The organism is Shinella sp. GW835-FHT14H05 (genome assembly GCF_058793575.1).
On the sequence record NZ_JBXAFY010000008.1, the window covers coordinates 70,848 to 85,233 of the forward strand.

At 62.7% G+C, this 14,386-nt stretch carries 17 protein-coding genes; 13 read left to right on the top strand and 4 right to left on the bottom strand.

From position 1 onward, the window contains the following. Positions 1 to 31: 31 nt before the first annotated feature. Positions 32 to 721 carry a hypothetical protein gene (locus AC1Q6Z_RS22545; RefSeq protein ID WP_492649353.1) on the top strand — a complete coding sequence of 230 codons (690 nt, stop codon included), beginning with the start codon at positions 32 to 34 and terminating at the stop codon, positions 719 to 721. Between the two features lie 9 nt (positions 722 to 730). Here AC1Q6Z_RS22545 and AC1Q6Z_RS22550 read toward each other — a convergent pair whose 3' ends face one another. Then, the gene (locus tag AC1Q6Z_RS22550) at positions 731 to 1,555 is read right to left on the bottom strand and encodes a helix-turn-helix domain-containing protein (RefSeq protein WP_256120203.1); all 825 of its coding nucleotides are present in this window, start codon (positions 1,553 to 1,555) and stop codon (positions 731 to 733) included. A gap of 128 nt (positions 1,556 to 1,683) precedes the next feature. Between AC1Q6Z_RS22550 and AC1Q6Z_RS22555 the strand changes: the two genes are divergently transcribed. Both AC1Q6Z_RS22555 and AC1Q6Z_RS22560 read left to right on the top strand, forming a co-directional pair. After that, positions 1,684 to 2,682 (top strand): Gfo/Idh/MocA family protein, encoded by a 999-nt coding sequence (locus tag AC1Q6Z_RS22555; protein ID WP_492649354.1) that lies wholly within the window; start codon positions 1,684 to 1,686, stop codon positions 2,680 to 2,682. A gap of 26 nt (positions 2,683 to 2,708) precedes the next feature. After that, entirely contained in the window at positions 2,709 to 3,593 is an 885-nt protein-coding gene (locus AC1Q6Z_RS22560; protein ID WP_492649355.1) for a sugar phosphate isomerase/epimerase family protein, read from the top strand. A gap of 301 nt (positions 3,594 to 3,894) precedes the next feature. Here the strand turns inward: AC1Q6Z_RS22560 and AC1Q6Z_RS22565 are convergent, their stop codons facing one another. Next, the gene (locus tag AC1Q6Z_RS22565) at positions 3,895 to 4,824 is read right to left on the bottom strand and encodes a LysR family transcriptional regulator (protein WP_256120200.1); all 930 of its coding nucleotides are present in this window, start codon (positions 4,822 to 4,824) and stop codon (positions 3,895 to 3,897) included. A 97-nt stretch (positions 4,825 to 4,921) separates the two neighbouring features. Here AC1Q6Z_RS22565 and AC1Q6Z_RS22570 point away from each other — a divergent pair, with 97 nt between their 5' ends. Together AC1Q6Z_RS22570 and AC1Q6Z_RS22575 are read left to right on the top strand one after the other, a co-directional pair. Further along, positions 4,922 to 5,242, top strand: coding sequence for a nuclear transport factor 2 family protein (locus AC1Q6Z_RS22570; protein WP_492649356.1), 321 nt, complete (start codon positions 4,922 to 4,924; stop codon positions 5,240 to 5,242). After that, positions 5,242 to 6,021: an SDR family oxidoreductase gene (locus AC1Q6Z_RS22575; protein ID WP_492649357.1), complete on the top strand. Its 780-nt coding sequence runs from the start codon at positions 5,242 to 5,244 to the stop codon at positions 6,019 to 6,021. The genes AC1Q6Z_RS22570 and AC1Q6Z_RS22575 overlap by 1 nt, the downstream gene beginning before the upstream one ends. A gap of 44 nt (positions 6,022 to 6,065) precedes the next feature. On the opposite strand, the gene AC1Q6Z_RS22580 is transcribed toward AC1Q6Z_RS22575, so the two are convergent. Beyond that, a complete protein-coding gene (locus tag AC1Q6Z_RS22580) occupies positions 6,066 to 6,371 on the bottom strand; it encodes a hypothetical protein (protein ID WP_492649358.1) in 306 nt (101 codons plus the stop codon). A gap of 370 nt (positions 6,372 to 6,741) precedes the next feature. Here AC1Q6Z_RS22580 and AC1Q6Z_RS22585 point away from each other — a divergent pair, with 370 nt between their 5' ends. Then, positions 6,742 to 7,911 (top strand): ATP-grasp domain-containing protein, encoded by a 1,170-nt coding sequence (locus AC1Q6Z_RS22585; RefSeq protein ID WP_492649359.1) that lies wholly within the window; start codon positions 6,742 to 6,744, stop codon positions 7,909 to 7,911. Between the two features lie 4 nt (positions 7,912 to 7,915). After that, on the top strand, positions 7,916 to 8,650 hold the full coding sequence (locus AC1Q6Z_RS22590) for an esterase family protein (RefSeq protein WP_256120196.1): 735 nt from the start codon (positions 7,916 to 7,918) through the stop codon (positions 8,648 to 8,650). 36 nt (positions 8,651 to 8,686) lie between these two features. On the opposite strand, the gene AC1Q6Z_RS22595 is transcribed toward AC1Q6Z_RS22590, so the two are convergent. Continuing rightward, entirely contained in the window at positions 8,687 to 8,884 is a 198-nt protein-coding gene (locus AC1Q6Z_RS22595) for an SGNH/GDSL hydrolase family protein (protein ID WP_256120195.1), read from the bottom strand. A gap of 354 nt (positions 8,885 to 9,238) precedes the next feature. On the opposite strand from AC1Q6Z_RS22595, the gene AC1Q6Z_RS22600 reads away from it, so the two are divergent. From AC1Q6Z_RS22600 to AC1Q6Z_RS22625, 6 genes are all read left to right on the top strand, one after another. Then, positions 9,239 to 10,159: a LysR substrate-binding domain-containing protein gene (locus AC1Q6Z_RS22600; RefSeq protein WP_492649360.1), complete on the top strand. Its 921-nt coding sequence runs from the start codon at positions 9,239 to 9,241 to the stop codon at positions 10,157 to 10,159. A 205-nt stretch (positions 10,160 to 10,364) separates the two neighbouring features. Further along, positions 10,365 to 11,135 (top strand): ABC transporter ATP-binding protein, encoded by a 771-nt coding sequence (locus tag AC1Q6Z_RS22605; protein WP_492649361.1) that lies wholly within the window; start codon positions 10,365 to 10,367, stop codon positions 11,133 to 11,135. Positions 11,136 to 11,188: 53 nt separating this feature from the next. Then, positions 11,189 to 11,953 (top strand): transporter substrate-binding domain-containing protein, encoded by a 765-nt coding sequence (locus AC1Q6Z_RS22610; protein ID WP_492649362.1) that lies wholly within the window; start codon positions 11,189 to 11,191, stop codon positions 11,951 to 11,953. A 5-nt stretch (positions 11,954 to 11,958) separates the two neighbouring features. Beyond that, on the top strand, positions 11,959 to 12,648 hold the full coding sequence (locus AC1Q6Z_RS22615) for an ABC transporter permease (protein WP_256120191.1): 690 nt from the start codon (positions 11,959 to 11,961) through the stop codon (positions 12,646 to 12,648). After that, on the top strand, positions 12,645 to 13,337 hold the full coding sequence (locus AC1Q6Z_RS22620) for an ABC transporter permease (RefSeq protein WP_492649363.1): 693 nt from the start codon (positions 12,645 to 12,647) through the stop codon (positions 13,335 to 13,337). The genes AC1Q6Z_RS22615 and AC1Q6Z_RS22620 overlap by 4 nt, the downstream gene beginning before the upstream one ends. 65 nt (positions 13,338 to 13,402) lie before the next feature. Then, positions 13,403 to 14,365 (top strand): arginase family protein, encoded by a 963-nt coding sequence (locus AC1Q6Z_RS22625; RefSeq protein ID WP_492649364.1) that lies wholly within the window; start codon positions 13,403 to 13,405, stop codon positions 14,363 to 14,365. The last annotated feature ends 21 nt before the right edge of the window (positions 14,366 to 14,386 follow it).

Here is a 14,386-nt window from a genome sequence, read left to right on the forward strand (position 1 = left end):
CAGAACACGGACAGACAAAAGAGGCACCGCCGTGCAGAACCTGAGCAGAGACCTGGCTTTCGCAGACGACTTCATTTCCGCAACGCTTATCGAGAACGTCGCGGACTATGACGTGACGGACGCCGTCGTGGTCAATATCAGCCCCTCCCCGATGATCACCGGCGACGAACATCCCGCCATCGTACCGGCGTGGAAGTCGACCTGGCTGAAGGGCGGCCGCATCCGCTCGGCGGATCGCGCCGCGATCATCAAGGTCGTCAGGCCGACCAATCTCGGTGGCTGCATGTTTCGTGGCTGGGACTGGCTGGGCAACCGCATCCGCAGCTTTCCCCGCGACACGCCGCTCTACATATCGGCGCAGGACGAGATCGGCACCGTCACCCTCGATCCCCGCGTCTTCACCAATGAACGCGCGGCAGCCGAAGCGCCGCAGACCTTCACGCTGAAGCTCAATCTTTGGTGGTCGCCCGGCGACACGGATTGCTTCATCCATAACGAGCACCCGTTCCTGGAAACGCACACGCAGATCCATGGGTCGGGTCGCATGCAGAAATTCAAGGCGCGCGACGCAGCGACGCTCTATGAGGACGTGGTGATGCCGATCGGCTATTCGCACGATCCCTTCTGCCGGGTCACCGGCGAGAACCAGTGGACCTATCCCTGGCACCGCTACTATGCGGATACCGACAGCGTCTGGCTCGCCGTCGAACTGCACCCCTGACGGCGGCCTTCAACTCATCTGGATCATGTCGGAGCCGTCGCCGAGATATTGCAGTGCCTCGCGCGGAATGCTGGGATCATTGCGGTCCATTACCGTCAGCTCCTTGAGATGCTCGCGGCGCAGCAAGCCAGGCCCCCGGTAGTGCAGCGCGACCTTCGTGGAATAGGGCTGGCGGAAAACGGTCGCAGCAATGCCGCTGGAAATTCCGAACATGAAGCGCTTGGCGTTCCGCTTGACCTGCGCATAGACGCCAAACGTCAATTCGTTCGACTGGATGCCCTCGAAATCCGCGGTGAAGAGGCGATCGGCGACGGGGAAGCAGAAGCCGTAATATTTGAAGACATATTCCGTCTTCTTCGGGTCGTCGAAGCTCGGGAAACGCTCGACATAATAGTGCTGGAGGAATTCCTTGTTGCGATAGATGCAGAAGGCCGAGCGCAGCACGAAGCCCTTATAGATCGAGGAAAACTGATAGCGGTCGTAGATCCCGACGATGTCGTTGTGATCGGCATTGTTCTCCACGATCATCTCCGACACGAAGCGCGAGAACTCCGGCAGTTGGCGGGCGGTCGCCATCGCATGGAAGAAGTTGCCTTCCACCAGCGTGCGGAACTCCTCCGGGTCGGCAAAGAGCATGGCGACGCTGAGGCCGAAATAGTTCGCGATGATCCTCAGATTGGCCGCCGACGGCACATGCGCGCCCGACAGGTACTTGTTGAACTGCTGCCGGTTGACATTGATCTTGCGGCAGACGGCGGCCACGGAGCCGTGCTGCTCGCACAGCGTTCTCAGGTTCGCCGCCAGGGCGGCCCCATCTCTTCCCAGCTGTTCCATTAAAGCCCCCGGCATGACGCACTGTGACGCTGATTGTACTTCATATCGCTAAAGACATCAATTGTCTGCGAAGTTGTAGCGCGCTTGGCGACCGGTCAATCTCCGGATGATGAAGAGGAGGACGTGCGGTGCATTCCGGGGAAGAACTTGGATGGTCGGTCATGGGCACCGGCACCATTGCAACCGAGCACATGGTGGCGGCGATCCGTTCGGTCGGGCATCAGCCCCTGTGGGTCGTCAGTCGGAACCGGCAATATGCGACACATTTCTCGCAGGACATGCAGATAGCCGGCATCGCCGTCGATGCGCGGCCGGCCCTTCGCGATCCGCGCGTCCAATTTGCTTATGTCAGCGCCGCCCGCGACCGTCGCAAGCACTATATCCTGGCCGCGGCGGCGGCGCGAAAACACGTCCTGTGCGACGGCCCGATTGCCGGCAACAGCCGCATCGCGGCAAACTTGGCCGAAGAATGCAGGAAGGCCGGCATCCTCCTGGCCCTCAACCAGCCATTCCGCACCCTCTCGCCGCACCAGACCATGCGCCGGCTGCTGCAGGATGGCGAGATCGGCACGCTGCAGTCGCTTCTCATCGCGCGGGGCGCACCATTTCAACTCCCGCCCAACCGTCACATCGACGAGACGATGGATCGCGGCGCCGCCCTTCTTGAAATATCCGTCGACAGCATCGATCTGGCACGATTTCTCACCGGTCAGGAACCGGCGGCGGTGACTGCCCTTTCGTCCGTGCCAGGCGGCGCCGACGGCGACCAGATATCCTACGCGATCCGCCTGTCCGGTGGCGCGCTCTTTCAATCCTACGAGAGTTTCACGACCGCGGAGTTCGAAAGTATCGTCATGCTCGCCGGTGACCGTGGCACGCTCACTGCGCACGGAACCCTTAGCGGCAGAGGGACCGGTGCCCTTGTGCGCCGCCTCAACGGCCGGAACGAGCTTATTCCGGTGCGCGAACGCGACCAGCACATGACCACGATCGAGGCATTCCTCGCCCTGCCCCAAGGCTCGGGCACATGGATGTCGCTTGCCGACGACAACGTCATCGCTCTGCGCGCCGCCGAAGCCGTCCAGGCAGCGGCACGCAGGCGCCACGTTTCCGTCAGCAGCCCGTAATGAACGAACAGAGGAAGCCGGCAGCCATGACCAGAACCCAGAACCAACTCATCTTTCATTCGATGGCATCCAAATCGAACACCTTGGCCATCGACATCGAAATCGCCCGTACTATCGGGTTCGATGGCCTTGAAACCTCCGGCAACAAGATCGGCGCGTTTCTCGATGCCGGCTTCACCGTGCCGGAGTTGAAGGCGCGCCTCGACGGCCTTTTCCTCCCCGGCATCGGCTTTCTGATCGATCTGGAACGACAGGGCGACGCCCGTCGGCAGATGCTGCGCGAAGCCGAACAACTTTGCGTGTTGGCATCCGCGGCGGGCGCGAGAGGGATCGAAGCCATCACCGGTCCTTTGGATATCCGCGTTTTCGAGCCGGGCGCCGCGGAGCGCTATCCACATCTCTACCGCGGCCTGATCGACCTGCCAAAAGATATCCAGACCGAACAGACGGCCGCCAACCTTCAGGCCGTGGCCGACATCGCCGCCTCCCACGGACTAATCGTCTATCTCGAAGCCCTGTCGTGGACGCCGCTCAACACAATGGATGCGCAACAGCGGATCCTCGACTTGTGCAAGCGGGACAATGTACGGATCGTCATCGACTTCTGGCACTCCTATACCTCGGGGGATACGCCGGAGCAGATCGCACGACTGGACAAGGACCTGATCTACGGTGTGCACCTCTGCGATTCCCTGCCCTATACCGGCGGCATACCGAACGAACCGCTGCTGCGCGACGTCCCCACCGGACAGGGCGTCCTCGACCTTCAAAGCTGGGTAGATGCCGTGAAATCGACGGGCTATGACGGCTGGTGGAGCTGCGAACTGTTCTGCAACCGGCAGCATCAGGACAACAGCTTTGCCGTGGCGCGCGATCTGAAAGCCCTCATGGAGCGCCTGATTCCGGCATGACCGATGGGTTCGTCGACCCGCTTGCTAGAGATCGGGTCGCCCTTGCCATGGCCGTGTCGAACCGGGGAAGCCTCTGCTGCAAAATGGGTGCGAAGCCATGCCGGAACGCTATATCGCACCGTGCGGATTATGAACAAAAAATACGAAATAAAGCACGCCACATCGCTCTATTATAATGGCGGATAATCCCTTTTACCGGGCCATTCTTTTGCAAGGCCCGGCTTTAAAACGGGCAGGTCCGCTCTGCATCTTCGCATCTGCCGGCAACGGCAACTGATCACCACGCTTTGCAGTCTTAAGGTTATTGCATACGCCTGTTCCGGCGCTTTGCGACACTTTTCCCCGCCACCTCACGCGCCAAGGCGAGAAAAGCCTTAACGCCGGCGGATAGATTTCGGCGGCCGGGATAATACAGGCAGAGCCCTGGAAAGGGCGGCGTCCAATCCTCCAGCACGCGGACCAGACGGCCTGCCTCTATATCGGCGAGGACGCCTTGCTCCATGAAGCAACCAATGCCGATATTCTCCATGACGGCGGTTCGCGCGAGGCTTACTTCGTCGAGCATGATAGGCCCCCGCACGTCGATCTGAACCGTCTCCCCGTCCTTCTCGAAACGCCATCGGAAAAGCGCGCCGTCCGGCAAGCGCACACGGATGCATTTGTGGCCGAGAAGGTCCGGTGGGACACGCGGTTTTCCGTTGTGCCTGAAATAGTCGGGAGACCCGACGATAGCATATCGCTGCGGGCGGCCGAGTGGGACCGCGATCATGTCGCTGGGAACCAGGCCGGCAACCCGCACGCCTAGATCAAAACCATCGGCAACGATATCGATCAACCGCCCTTCGGTCACCAGGTCGACGTTCATGTCCGGATAGCGACGAAGAAATTCGATGACGAGCGGCGAGATGATTTCGCGCGCGGCAAACGGAGCGGCGTTGATCCGTATCGTCCCCGAGGGCGTCTCCCGTTGGGATCGCACCATATCCAATGCGCCATGGATATCCTGAAGTGCAGGCCCCACCCGTTCCACGAACAGCCTGCCGGCATCGGTCAGCGAGACGCTGCGCGTCGTGCGATTGAACAGGCGCACGCCAAGATTTGCCTCGAGCTTTCCGATGGCATGGCTCAGCGCGGTCGTGGACATCCCGAGATCGATGGCGGCCGCTCGAAACGTTCTCCTGCGCGCAATTGCGATGACGGCATTCAGGTCGTTCAGGCCAGCGCGCTCCATTGTCCCGATTCGTTCAATTAGTCATCCCGTTTTATCCCACTTATTCATACAATCGTCGAGCCTTATCTAGGAGGAACATGCAGATGAGGAAGAAGCGATGGATATGCCTGACGTTGTGAAAGCCTATTTCGACGCCGACAGGCGCAACGACCCGGATGCCCTGGCTGCGGTGTTCTCCGCGAGCGCCGTGGTTAAGGACGAGGGCTCCCGCCATGAAGGTGTGGGCGCAATCCGTAGCTGGTGGGTGGCAGCAAAGAAAAAGTACCATCACGTCGCCGAGCCCATCGAGACGAAAGGTGCGGGTGACAACGTTTCCGTCCGTGCGACGGTGACGGGACAATTTCCCAACAGCCCCGTGACGCTCGATTTTTCCTTCACCGTCAAGGACGACAGGATCGTCGGACTGGAGATTGGCTGATGACCGGATTTCTCACGTTGAAAGGCAAACGCGCCCTCATCACCGCTGGAACGAAAGGCGCGGGCGCCGCGACCGTCGAACTGTTCCGGGCGCTTGGTGCGCAGGTGGTCACGACCGCCCGCGCCCGGCCCGAGGCCCTGCCTGAAGAGCTCTTCATTGCTGCCGATCTCACCACCGAGGAAGGTTGTGCCGCCGTGGCCCAGGCCACGCGTGAGCGGCTTGGCGGCGTCGACATCATCGTGCATATGCTCGGCGGCTCCTCGGCGCCGGGCGGCGGCTTTTCGGCGCTGACCGATGCCGAGTGGCACAAGGAGCTGTATCTCAATCTCTTCCCTGCCATCCGGCTTGATCGGCAGCTTGTTCCGGAAATGGTCGCTCAGGGATGTGGCGTCGTGATCCATGTCTCTTCCATCCAGAGGGTCCTCCCCCTGCCGGAGTCGACGACTGCCTATGCGGCGGCGAAGGCCGCGCTTTCGACCTACAGCAAGGCCCTGTCGAAAGAGGTGTCTCCCAAGGGCGTGCGCGTGGCGCGGGTGTCGCCGGGCTGGATCGAGACCGAGGCGGCGGTGCGTCTGGCCGAACGCCTGGCAGAGCAGGCCGGCACCGACTATGAGGGCGGCAAGAAGATCATCATGGATGCGCTCGGCGGCATTCCGATGGGCCGGCCGGCAAAGCCGCACGAAGTCGCCAACCTCATCGCCTTCCTTGCCTCCGACCGAGCTTCGGCGATAACGGGGACGGAATACATCATCGATGGCGGAACCGTGCCGACAGTATAGGCGCAACCCGCCGAGGGGCAGGACGCAGCCTGGAAAAAATCAGTTCAGGCCGTCTTCCCATGCGTTTGGCGGTGGATAATCGCCCTCCAGCGTGCAACCGGCACAAAAGCTGCGACAAACAACAGGAGCGCCGCAGCGAGCAGCAGCGCCGAACCCGGCCGCTCCAACAGCACCAGCGCATCACCGCGCGACAAAAGCATGGTGCGGCGAAAATACTCCTCCATCATTGGCCCGAGTACGAAACCGATGAGCTGCGGCGCGGGCTCGAAACGGTCGAGCCGCACCCAGAGGCCGATCAGCGGAATGTTCAGCTCCAGCAGGAAGACATTGCCGATGAGGAAGCTGACCACCAGGAGGCCCCAGAAGAGGCGCAGATGCTCCTCGACGATGCGCGGGCCGGGATGCCGACCAGCGTGCGGCAGAAAGAGGCGATCGCCGTCATGACGAGCGCGACGCCCGCCCAGCCCACGCCCGCAGCCCGAAGTACAACCACGCCGCCGTGCCGGCCGTCTGCCACCGCATCATGGTGCATGCGAGCCTTCGCGCCGGCGCCGAAGGACGCGCGCGTCTGCGCCGGATCGAGGCCGTCAACGCGGCGATCGGTAGCCTTTAGGCGGGCCGGACAAAACGGTTTTGCGCTGCGATTGTGGCGCCAAGCCCCACTTTTCTCTCATTTCGACCTCGACTAATATTCCCTTTCACCTCCCGGAGCAGTTCCTCGTGAAATTCGTGTTCTTCTCTCCGCACTTTCCCGCCAACAATGCCGACTTCTGCGATCGCCTCCGGCAGGCCGGCGCCACGATCCTGGGGATCGGCGACGCGCCCTTCGACCGCCTCGCCCCGAAGCTCAAGAACGCCCTCAGCGAATATTACCGCATCGCGGACATGGAGAATGCCGACCAGGTGCTGCGCGCCATGGGCCATTTCATCCATCGCTGGGGCCGCATCGAACGGTTCGAATCGCTCAACGAGCACTGGCTGGAGCAGGACGCGGCGATCCGCACCGATTTCAACATTCCCGGCATCCGCAGCGATTTCATCGAGAACCTCAAGCACAAGTCGAAGATGAGCGCCTTCTTCAAGAAGGCCGGCGTCGAGACGATCCGCCAGCACGGCTATGTCGACCGGGCCGGCGTGGAGGCCTTCATCGCCGAGGTCGGCTATCCCATCGTGATCAAGCCGGACCAAGGCTCGGGCGCCAGCAACACGCTGAAGATCAGCGACAAGGGCGACCTCGACGCCTTCGAGGCGGCGAAAAAGCCCGGCGTGCGTTATGTCGCCGAACAGTTCATCGACGGCATCATACTGACCTATGACGGACTGGTGAACCGCGACGGCGAGATCGTCTTCGCCGCCAGCCACCGTTTCGAGCAGAGCATCATGGGCGTGGTCAACGCCGATTCCCACCTCAACTACTATTGCCTGCCCTTTGTCGATCCCGCAGTGGAAAAGGCCGGCCGCGCCGCCGTCAAGGCCTTCGGCATTCGCGAAAAGTTCTTCCATATCGAGTTCTTCCAGACGCGGGCGGATGGGCGCATCGTGGCGCTGGAGGTCAACATGCGCCCGCCCGGCGCCTGGATGACCGACGCCATCAACTACTCCTACGATATGGACGTCTATCGCGAATGGGCCGGCATGGTCGTCAACAACAAGGTCGCCGGCCCCTTCACGGGGCGCTACTATACCGGCTATGCCAGCCGCAAGAATCACATTCGCTACGTCAACGACCACGGGGCGATTCTGGCGGCCCATGGCAAGAAGATCGTGCATTGCGCGCCGATCGAGGATGTGTTCAGCCGGGCTATGGGCAATTTCGCCTATCAGTTCCGTTCGGAAGATTTTGAAGAGGTGAAAGCCATCGTGCGCTTCATCCAGGATGTGGAGCGTTAATACGGTGCAGGTCGACTATCAGAAGCGCTTCAGCCATCACCTCGGGCGGGAGATGGAGTTCAAGACCTACGGCCATGCCGGCCGGCCGGTGCTCGTCTTCCCCACATCCAACGGACGCTTCTACCAGTACGAGGATTCAGGCGGCGTCAACGCGCTCGCCGATCGCATTAACGCCGGCGAAATCCGGCTCTGGACCGCCGACGGCATCGACGGCGAGAGCTTCTTTTCCAACGGCCACGACCTTCCGGCCCGCATCGCCCGCCACGAATCCTATTTCCGCTACATCAACGACGAATTGCTGCCGGAGATCCTTGCCGCCGGCGGCGGCTTGCCGATCCTGTCGGGCTGTTCGATGGGCGCCTTCCACGCCAGCAACTTCCTGTTCCGCTTCCCCGACCGCGCCGCCGGCGTCATCGCGCTGAGTGGCGTCTACTCCACTCGGCATTTCTTCGGCGATGCACTGGACGGCCAGATCTACTTCAACTCGCCGGTGAACTATCTCGCAGGAATGCCCGAAGGCGATCTCCTCGACCGGATCCGCTCGCGCCGCCTCTTCTTCTGCTGCGGCCAGGGCGCCTGGGAGGAGCAGATGATCGAGGACACCCGTCACCTGGAGGCCGTGTTGCGCGAGAAGGGCATTCCCGCCTGGGTCGATTTCTGGGGGCCGGACGCGAGCCACGACTGGCCGTGGTGGCATAAGCAGATCGCGTATTTCTTCGGCAAGTGGCTGGAAATGTAAGCCACTCCGGCAGGGGAGGTGCCGGAGTGGCTTTGCTCAGAACAACGCCGCGACCTTGTCGGCGATCGCGTGTCCGAGCGTGATGTTGGTCTCGGCGGAGAAGTGGATGCCATCCACGCCGTCGGTCGAGACGTGGTCTCCGGCCGACAGGTACTCGACCTTCATGAAATCGGCGAGCGCCTTAGACTTTTCATAGCCGTCGCCGAACATGCCCTCGAACCAAAGGTCCGGCATGGGGTAAGCGGCGATGGGGTGCCGGATAGGGCGCGCCGACGCCGACCACGAGTTTGCCTATGCCGTCTGCTGCTTCTCCTCCTTCATCCCGGCCAGTATCTGTACGGCGCTGTACGATCTCGTCCGAGAAGAAATCCCACCATCGACGAAATCGTCGGCAAGACCTATGCTGCCCCCAAGGCAGTCGGCGCGGCAAGCCTGCCGTTCAGCTCGCGCTTCATGGTGAAATGAGGCCGCGGGGTTCCCTCGTCGCGCCCAACTGCATGTTGGTGTTGCCGTGAAGCGCGTTGCGTGGTCTCAGAACTGCGCGTATCGTCGCGCGCAATATCCTCCTTCACATGTTCGTTGATTCCGTTGGCCGACCTGCGCAACCTTCCCCTGCCGACGCTGCGAACCTTCGAGGCGGCCGCGCGCCATCAGAGCCTTGCCAAGGCGGCGGCCGAGCTTCACCTGACCGACAGCGCGGTCAGCCATCAGATCCGCCGTCTTGAAGAGGCGCTCGGCTGCGAACTCTTCGCCAAGGCTGGGCGCGGCGTGGCGCTGACGGACGCTGGCCGCATCCTCGCAAAGACGGTGTCCGCCGCACTTCAGGAAATCCTCGCCGCCACGATGCGCCTCTCCGACGCGAGCCAGGTCGGCGGGCGGCTCGACGTCGCGTGTCCGCCCATGTTCGCCAACACTTGGCTTGCCCGGCACATCAGCGATTTCTGCCAGGACCATCCCTCGATCGAATGCCATATCCGCCTGGTCGAGAACCAGCGCGTGCACGAACTCGGCGACATCGATGTCGGCATCTCCTTCGGCCCGGGTGGATGGGCGGACCGCTGGTCCGCGCTTCTTGCGCATGTCAACGTCACGCCGGTTTGCAGCCCGCTGCTGTTCGAGCGCATTGGCGGATCGATCACCCAACCAGCCGATCTTCGCCACTGCCTGTTGCTGCACTGGGACGACGGGTCCGAATGGCGGCGGTGGTTTTCCGAAGCCGGCGAGCCTGATCTCGCCCAGCAGGCTCGTCATCTCTATTGCAGCGACCTCGGCATGGCGATCGACCTTGCGATCCACGGCACCGGCGTTGCGCTGGTGAGCGACACGCTGTCGGCGTCGGACCTCAAGCGCGGCGTGCTGATCAAACCCTTCTCCTTTTCTATCGACGCTTTCGGCGGCTGGCATGTGGTCTGCAACAATGCGAGCCTTGGCCGATCCGTGACGCGGCTTTTCCTGCGCTGGCTGCTTGCACGCTTCGGTCGCGATGCCTCCTGGGACACTCTTCCCTGACGGGTTTCGCCGACGCGAAAGCTGACGGGAAATCATAAATTATTCCATTGGCTTCGCGGCTAAGTGCCATAGGGCCGATCGATACATGATTTCACATCATGTATCGGGTGAAGAATCGTCATTTGCGCAAAATGCAGCCATGTCCCTAGATGGCAAAAGAATTGAGCGGAAGAGCGGTTCGAGCCGCCTCGCCAAGAGGGATCCGATGCTGAAACTCAGCGCGACAGACATTCACAAGTCCTATGGGGCGCATGAGGTGCTGAAGGGCGTTTCGCTCCAGGCGAAAGCCGGTGACGTCATCAGCGTCATCGGTGCCAGCGGCTCCGGCAAGAGCACGTTCCTGCGCTGCATCAACTTCCTGGAGCGCCCGAGTGCCGGCACCATCGCCATCGACGGCGAGGTGCTGGCAACGGTCAAGGATCGCGACGGCATGCTGCGGGCGAATGACCGGCACCAGTTGCGCCGCATGCGCAGCCGGCTTGCCATGGTCTTCCAGAATTTCTGCCTCTGGTCGCATATGTCGGTGCTGTCGAATGTCGCCGAAGCGCCGGTCAGCGTGCTCGGCCTTTCGCGCAAGGACGCGATCGAGCGGGCGAAGGCCAACCTGGCGAAGGTCGGCCTCAACCATGAGGTCCTGGAGAAATACCCCTCCCATCTTTCCGGCGGCCAGCAGCAGCGCGTGGCGATCGCGCGCGCGCTCAGCATGAACCCGGACGTCATGCTTTTCGACGAGCCGACATCGGCGCTCGATCCGGAGCTCGTCAGCGAGGTCCTGCGCGTCATGCAGGCACTTGCGGAGGAAGGGCGCACGATGATCGTGGTCACGCACGAGATGGGCTTTGCGCGCCACGCCTCCAGCCGCGTTGTCTACCTCCACCAGGGACGGGTGGAGGAAGAGGGCACGCCGGACGTCATCTTCACCCAGGCGAAAAGCCCGCGGTTGCAGCAGTTCCTGGCCGGCCGGCTCCAGCACTAAACGCCGGCGATCCCCAAAATCCAGACAATAACCAAACCCGAGAGGACGGAACAATGAAGGCTATGCTCAAATCCCTGTGCGCCACCATGATCGTGGCCGCGACCCTGACGACGGCCCAGGCCGCCGAGACGCTCGACATCGCGACCGACGCCACATTCCCGCCGTTCGAATATATCGATTCCGAAGGCAAGCTCGTCGGCTACGACATCGAGCTGATGCAGGCTGTCTGCGAGGCCGCGCAACTCGACTGCAACATCTTCAACGCCGCCTGGGACGGCATGATCCCCGGCCTGATCGACGGCAAGTACGACGCGCTGATCTCGCAGCTCACCGTCACCGAAAAGCGCCGCCAGGTCATCGCGTTCAGCGATATCTACGACCGCCCGATCTTCCGTTTCGTCGCCAAGAAGGGTGCCGCGCTCGACATCACGCCCGAGGGACTTGCCGGCAAGACGATCGCCGTGCAGACCGGTACGCCGATGGACGCCTATGTCACCAGCCACTATCCGACGGCGACGATCACGCGCTACGACACCGGCAGCGCGCCCTATCTGGAGCTTACGGCCGGCCGCGCCGACCTGCATATCAGCTACCAGGCCCAGGTCATTCATGGCTTCCTGAACAGCGATGCGGGCAAGGATTTCGAGCTCGTCGGGCCGCAATTGACCGGCGCGGACGCCAAGGAGTTCGGCGAAGGGGTGGCGATCGCCATCAATAAGAAGAACGAGGCCCTTGTCGAAAGCGTCAACAAGGGCCTCGCCATCATCCGCGAGAACGGCAAGCTCGACGCCATCAACGCCAAATATTTCGGTCAATGACGGGCATGGTCGCCGCATTCACCGCGACCATCCTGGCAGCGGGGTCGACGACCCTGCTGCTGGCCGTGGCCTCGCTCGTCGTGGCGACAATCCTCGGCATGGGGGCCGCCTTCGCCAAGCTTTCCGGCAACCGGCTGCTCAGGACGATTGCCTCGGCCTACACCTTCGTGGTGCGCGGCATTCCCGACCTCGTCGTCATGCTGCTGATCTATTACAGCCTGCCGGCCCTGCTCAACCAGTGGATCGACGCGATGGGTATCGACGCGCGCGTCGAGTTCCCCCCAATCGTCGCCGGCATCGCCACGCTCGGGCTGATCTTCGGCGCCTATATGACGGAAACGTTCAAGACGGCGTTGCAGAACATTCCCAAGGGGCAGATCGAAGCGGCGATCGCCTATGGCCTGACGCGGCGGCGCATGTTCGTCTGCATCATCCTGCCGCAGCTCATCCGTCTCGCCCTGCCCGGCTTCACCAACAACTGGCTGGTGCTCGCCAAGGCGACGGCGCTGGTGTCGCTGATCGGGCTGCAGGACGTGATGTTTCGCGCGAAGGGCGCCGCGGAGGCGACCGGCATGCCCTTCACCTTCTATCTCATCGCCGCCGGGTTCTATCTGTTCGTGACCGTCTTTTCCCTCATCCTACTGGCGCTGCTGGCGCGCCGCTTCGAGATCGGCCTTCGGGAGCTTGCGCCATGAACTGGGACGTCATCGCCGAAAACCTTCCCCTTTACGCCGAAGGGGCAAAGCTGACGCTGCTTCTCGCGGTCGTTTCGCTGGCCCTGTCCTTCGTGCTCGCCGTGCCGCTGGCCTTCCTGCGCAACAGCCGGGTTCCAGCGGTGCGTTACGCAATCCTCGGCTACACGCTGGTCTTCCGCGGCACGCCGCTCTTGGTGCAGCTATTCCTCGTCTATTTCGGCCTCGCCCAGTTCGAGCTCATCCGCGCCAGCGTGTTCTGGCCGTGGCTTTCGAGCCCGATGGTCTGCGTACTTCTGACTTTCGTGCTCAACACGACCGCATACAGCACGGAGATCTTCGCCGGCGGGCTGCGCCACATTCCGGTGGGCGAGATCGAGGCGGCGCGGGCCTATGGCATGTCGCGCCGGGCACAGGCCTTTCGCATCCTCATTCCCGGCATGCTGACCCGGTCGCTGCCGCTCTACGGTAACGAGATGATCATGATGCTGCACGCCACCGCGCTCGCCAGCACCGTGACCCTGCTTGAGACGACCGGCGTCGCGCGCAGTATCACCCTCAACTATTACATCCAGTTCGAGCCCTATGTGACGGCCGCCGCGATCTACCTCACGCTGACATTCGTGCTGGTCTCCGGCTTCCAGCTCATCCAGCGGCGCTGGGCCGGCTACCTCGAAAGCCGGATCGGCTGATCGCCGCCGCCCTCATCCATCCAGAGTATTTTCCGGCTTAACGCCGCAACACAGGAGGACCATCCATGAATGAAAAGCCCGATCTCGGCGCGCTCTTCGGCGCGGCTGCCGAAACCGCGACCTTCCTCGGCCTTGCGGCCTGCGACAACCTCGACGCGCTCTCCGCGCCCGTGGCGCTGATCGGCGCGCCCTGCGCCACGCCCTATGCCTCGGTCGGCGCCTATTGCCGCAACGCGCCGGACGCCTTGCGCAAGGCGACGGGTGCACTGACCGCCAATGTCGACCGCCACGACTTCGATCACGGCGGCCCCGTCTTCCCGGCACCACACTTGCGGCCCGTCGACTGCGGCAACCTGCCCTTCGACGAAGCCGACACCGCCGGCAATCGCAAGAAGATCGCCGAGGCCGTCAGCAAGGTGCGCGCGCAGGGCGCCGTGCCGGTGCTCATCGGCGGCGACGATTCCATCCCGATCCCGATGATCGAGGCGATCGGCGCTTCGGCCGGCGACCAGAAATTCACGATCCTGCAGATCGATGCCCATATCGACTGGCGCGAAATCCACATGGGCGAGCGCCTGGGCCTGTCCTCCACCATGCGCCGCGCATCGGAAATGCCGCATGTCGAGCGGATCATCCAGGTCGGCGCGCGCGGCATCGGCTCGGCGGCGACGAGCGACTACGAGGATGCGCTCGCCTGGGGCGTCACGTTCGTGACCGCCTACGAGCTGCATCGGCAGGGCGTCCACGCCGTGCTCGATCTCATCCCGGAAGGCAGCAACATCATCATCTGCATCGACGCAGATGCGCTCGACCCGTCGATCGTCCCGGGCGTCATCGGCCGCGCGCCGGGCGGCCTCAGCTATTACCAGGCCGTCGATCTCATCAAGGGCGCCGCCGGGCGCGGCCGGATCGCCGCCATGGATTTCGTCGAGTTCATGCCGGAACGGGACGTCGACGGCATCGGCGCGCTGACCTTCGCCCGCCTGATCACGACGGCGCTCGGCGTTCTGGTTCGCCAGGCGGCATAACCAACGGCCTGCCGGTACGCC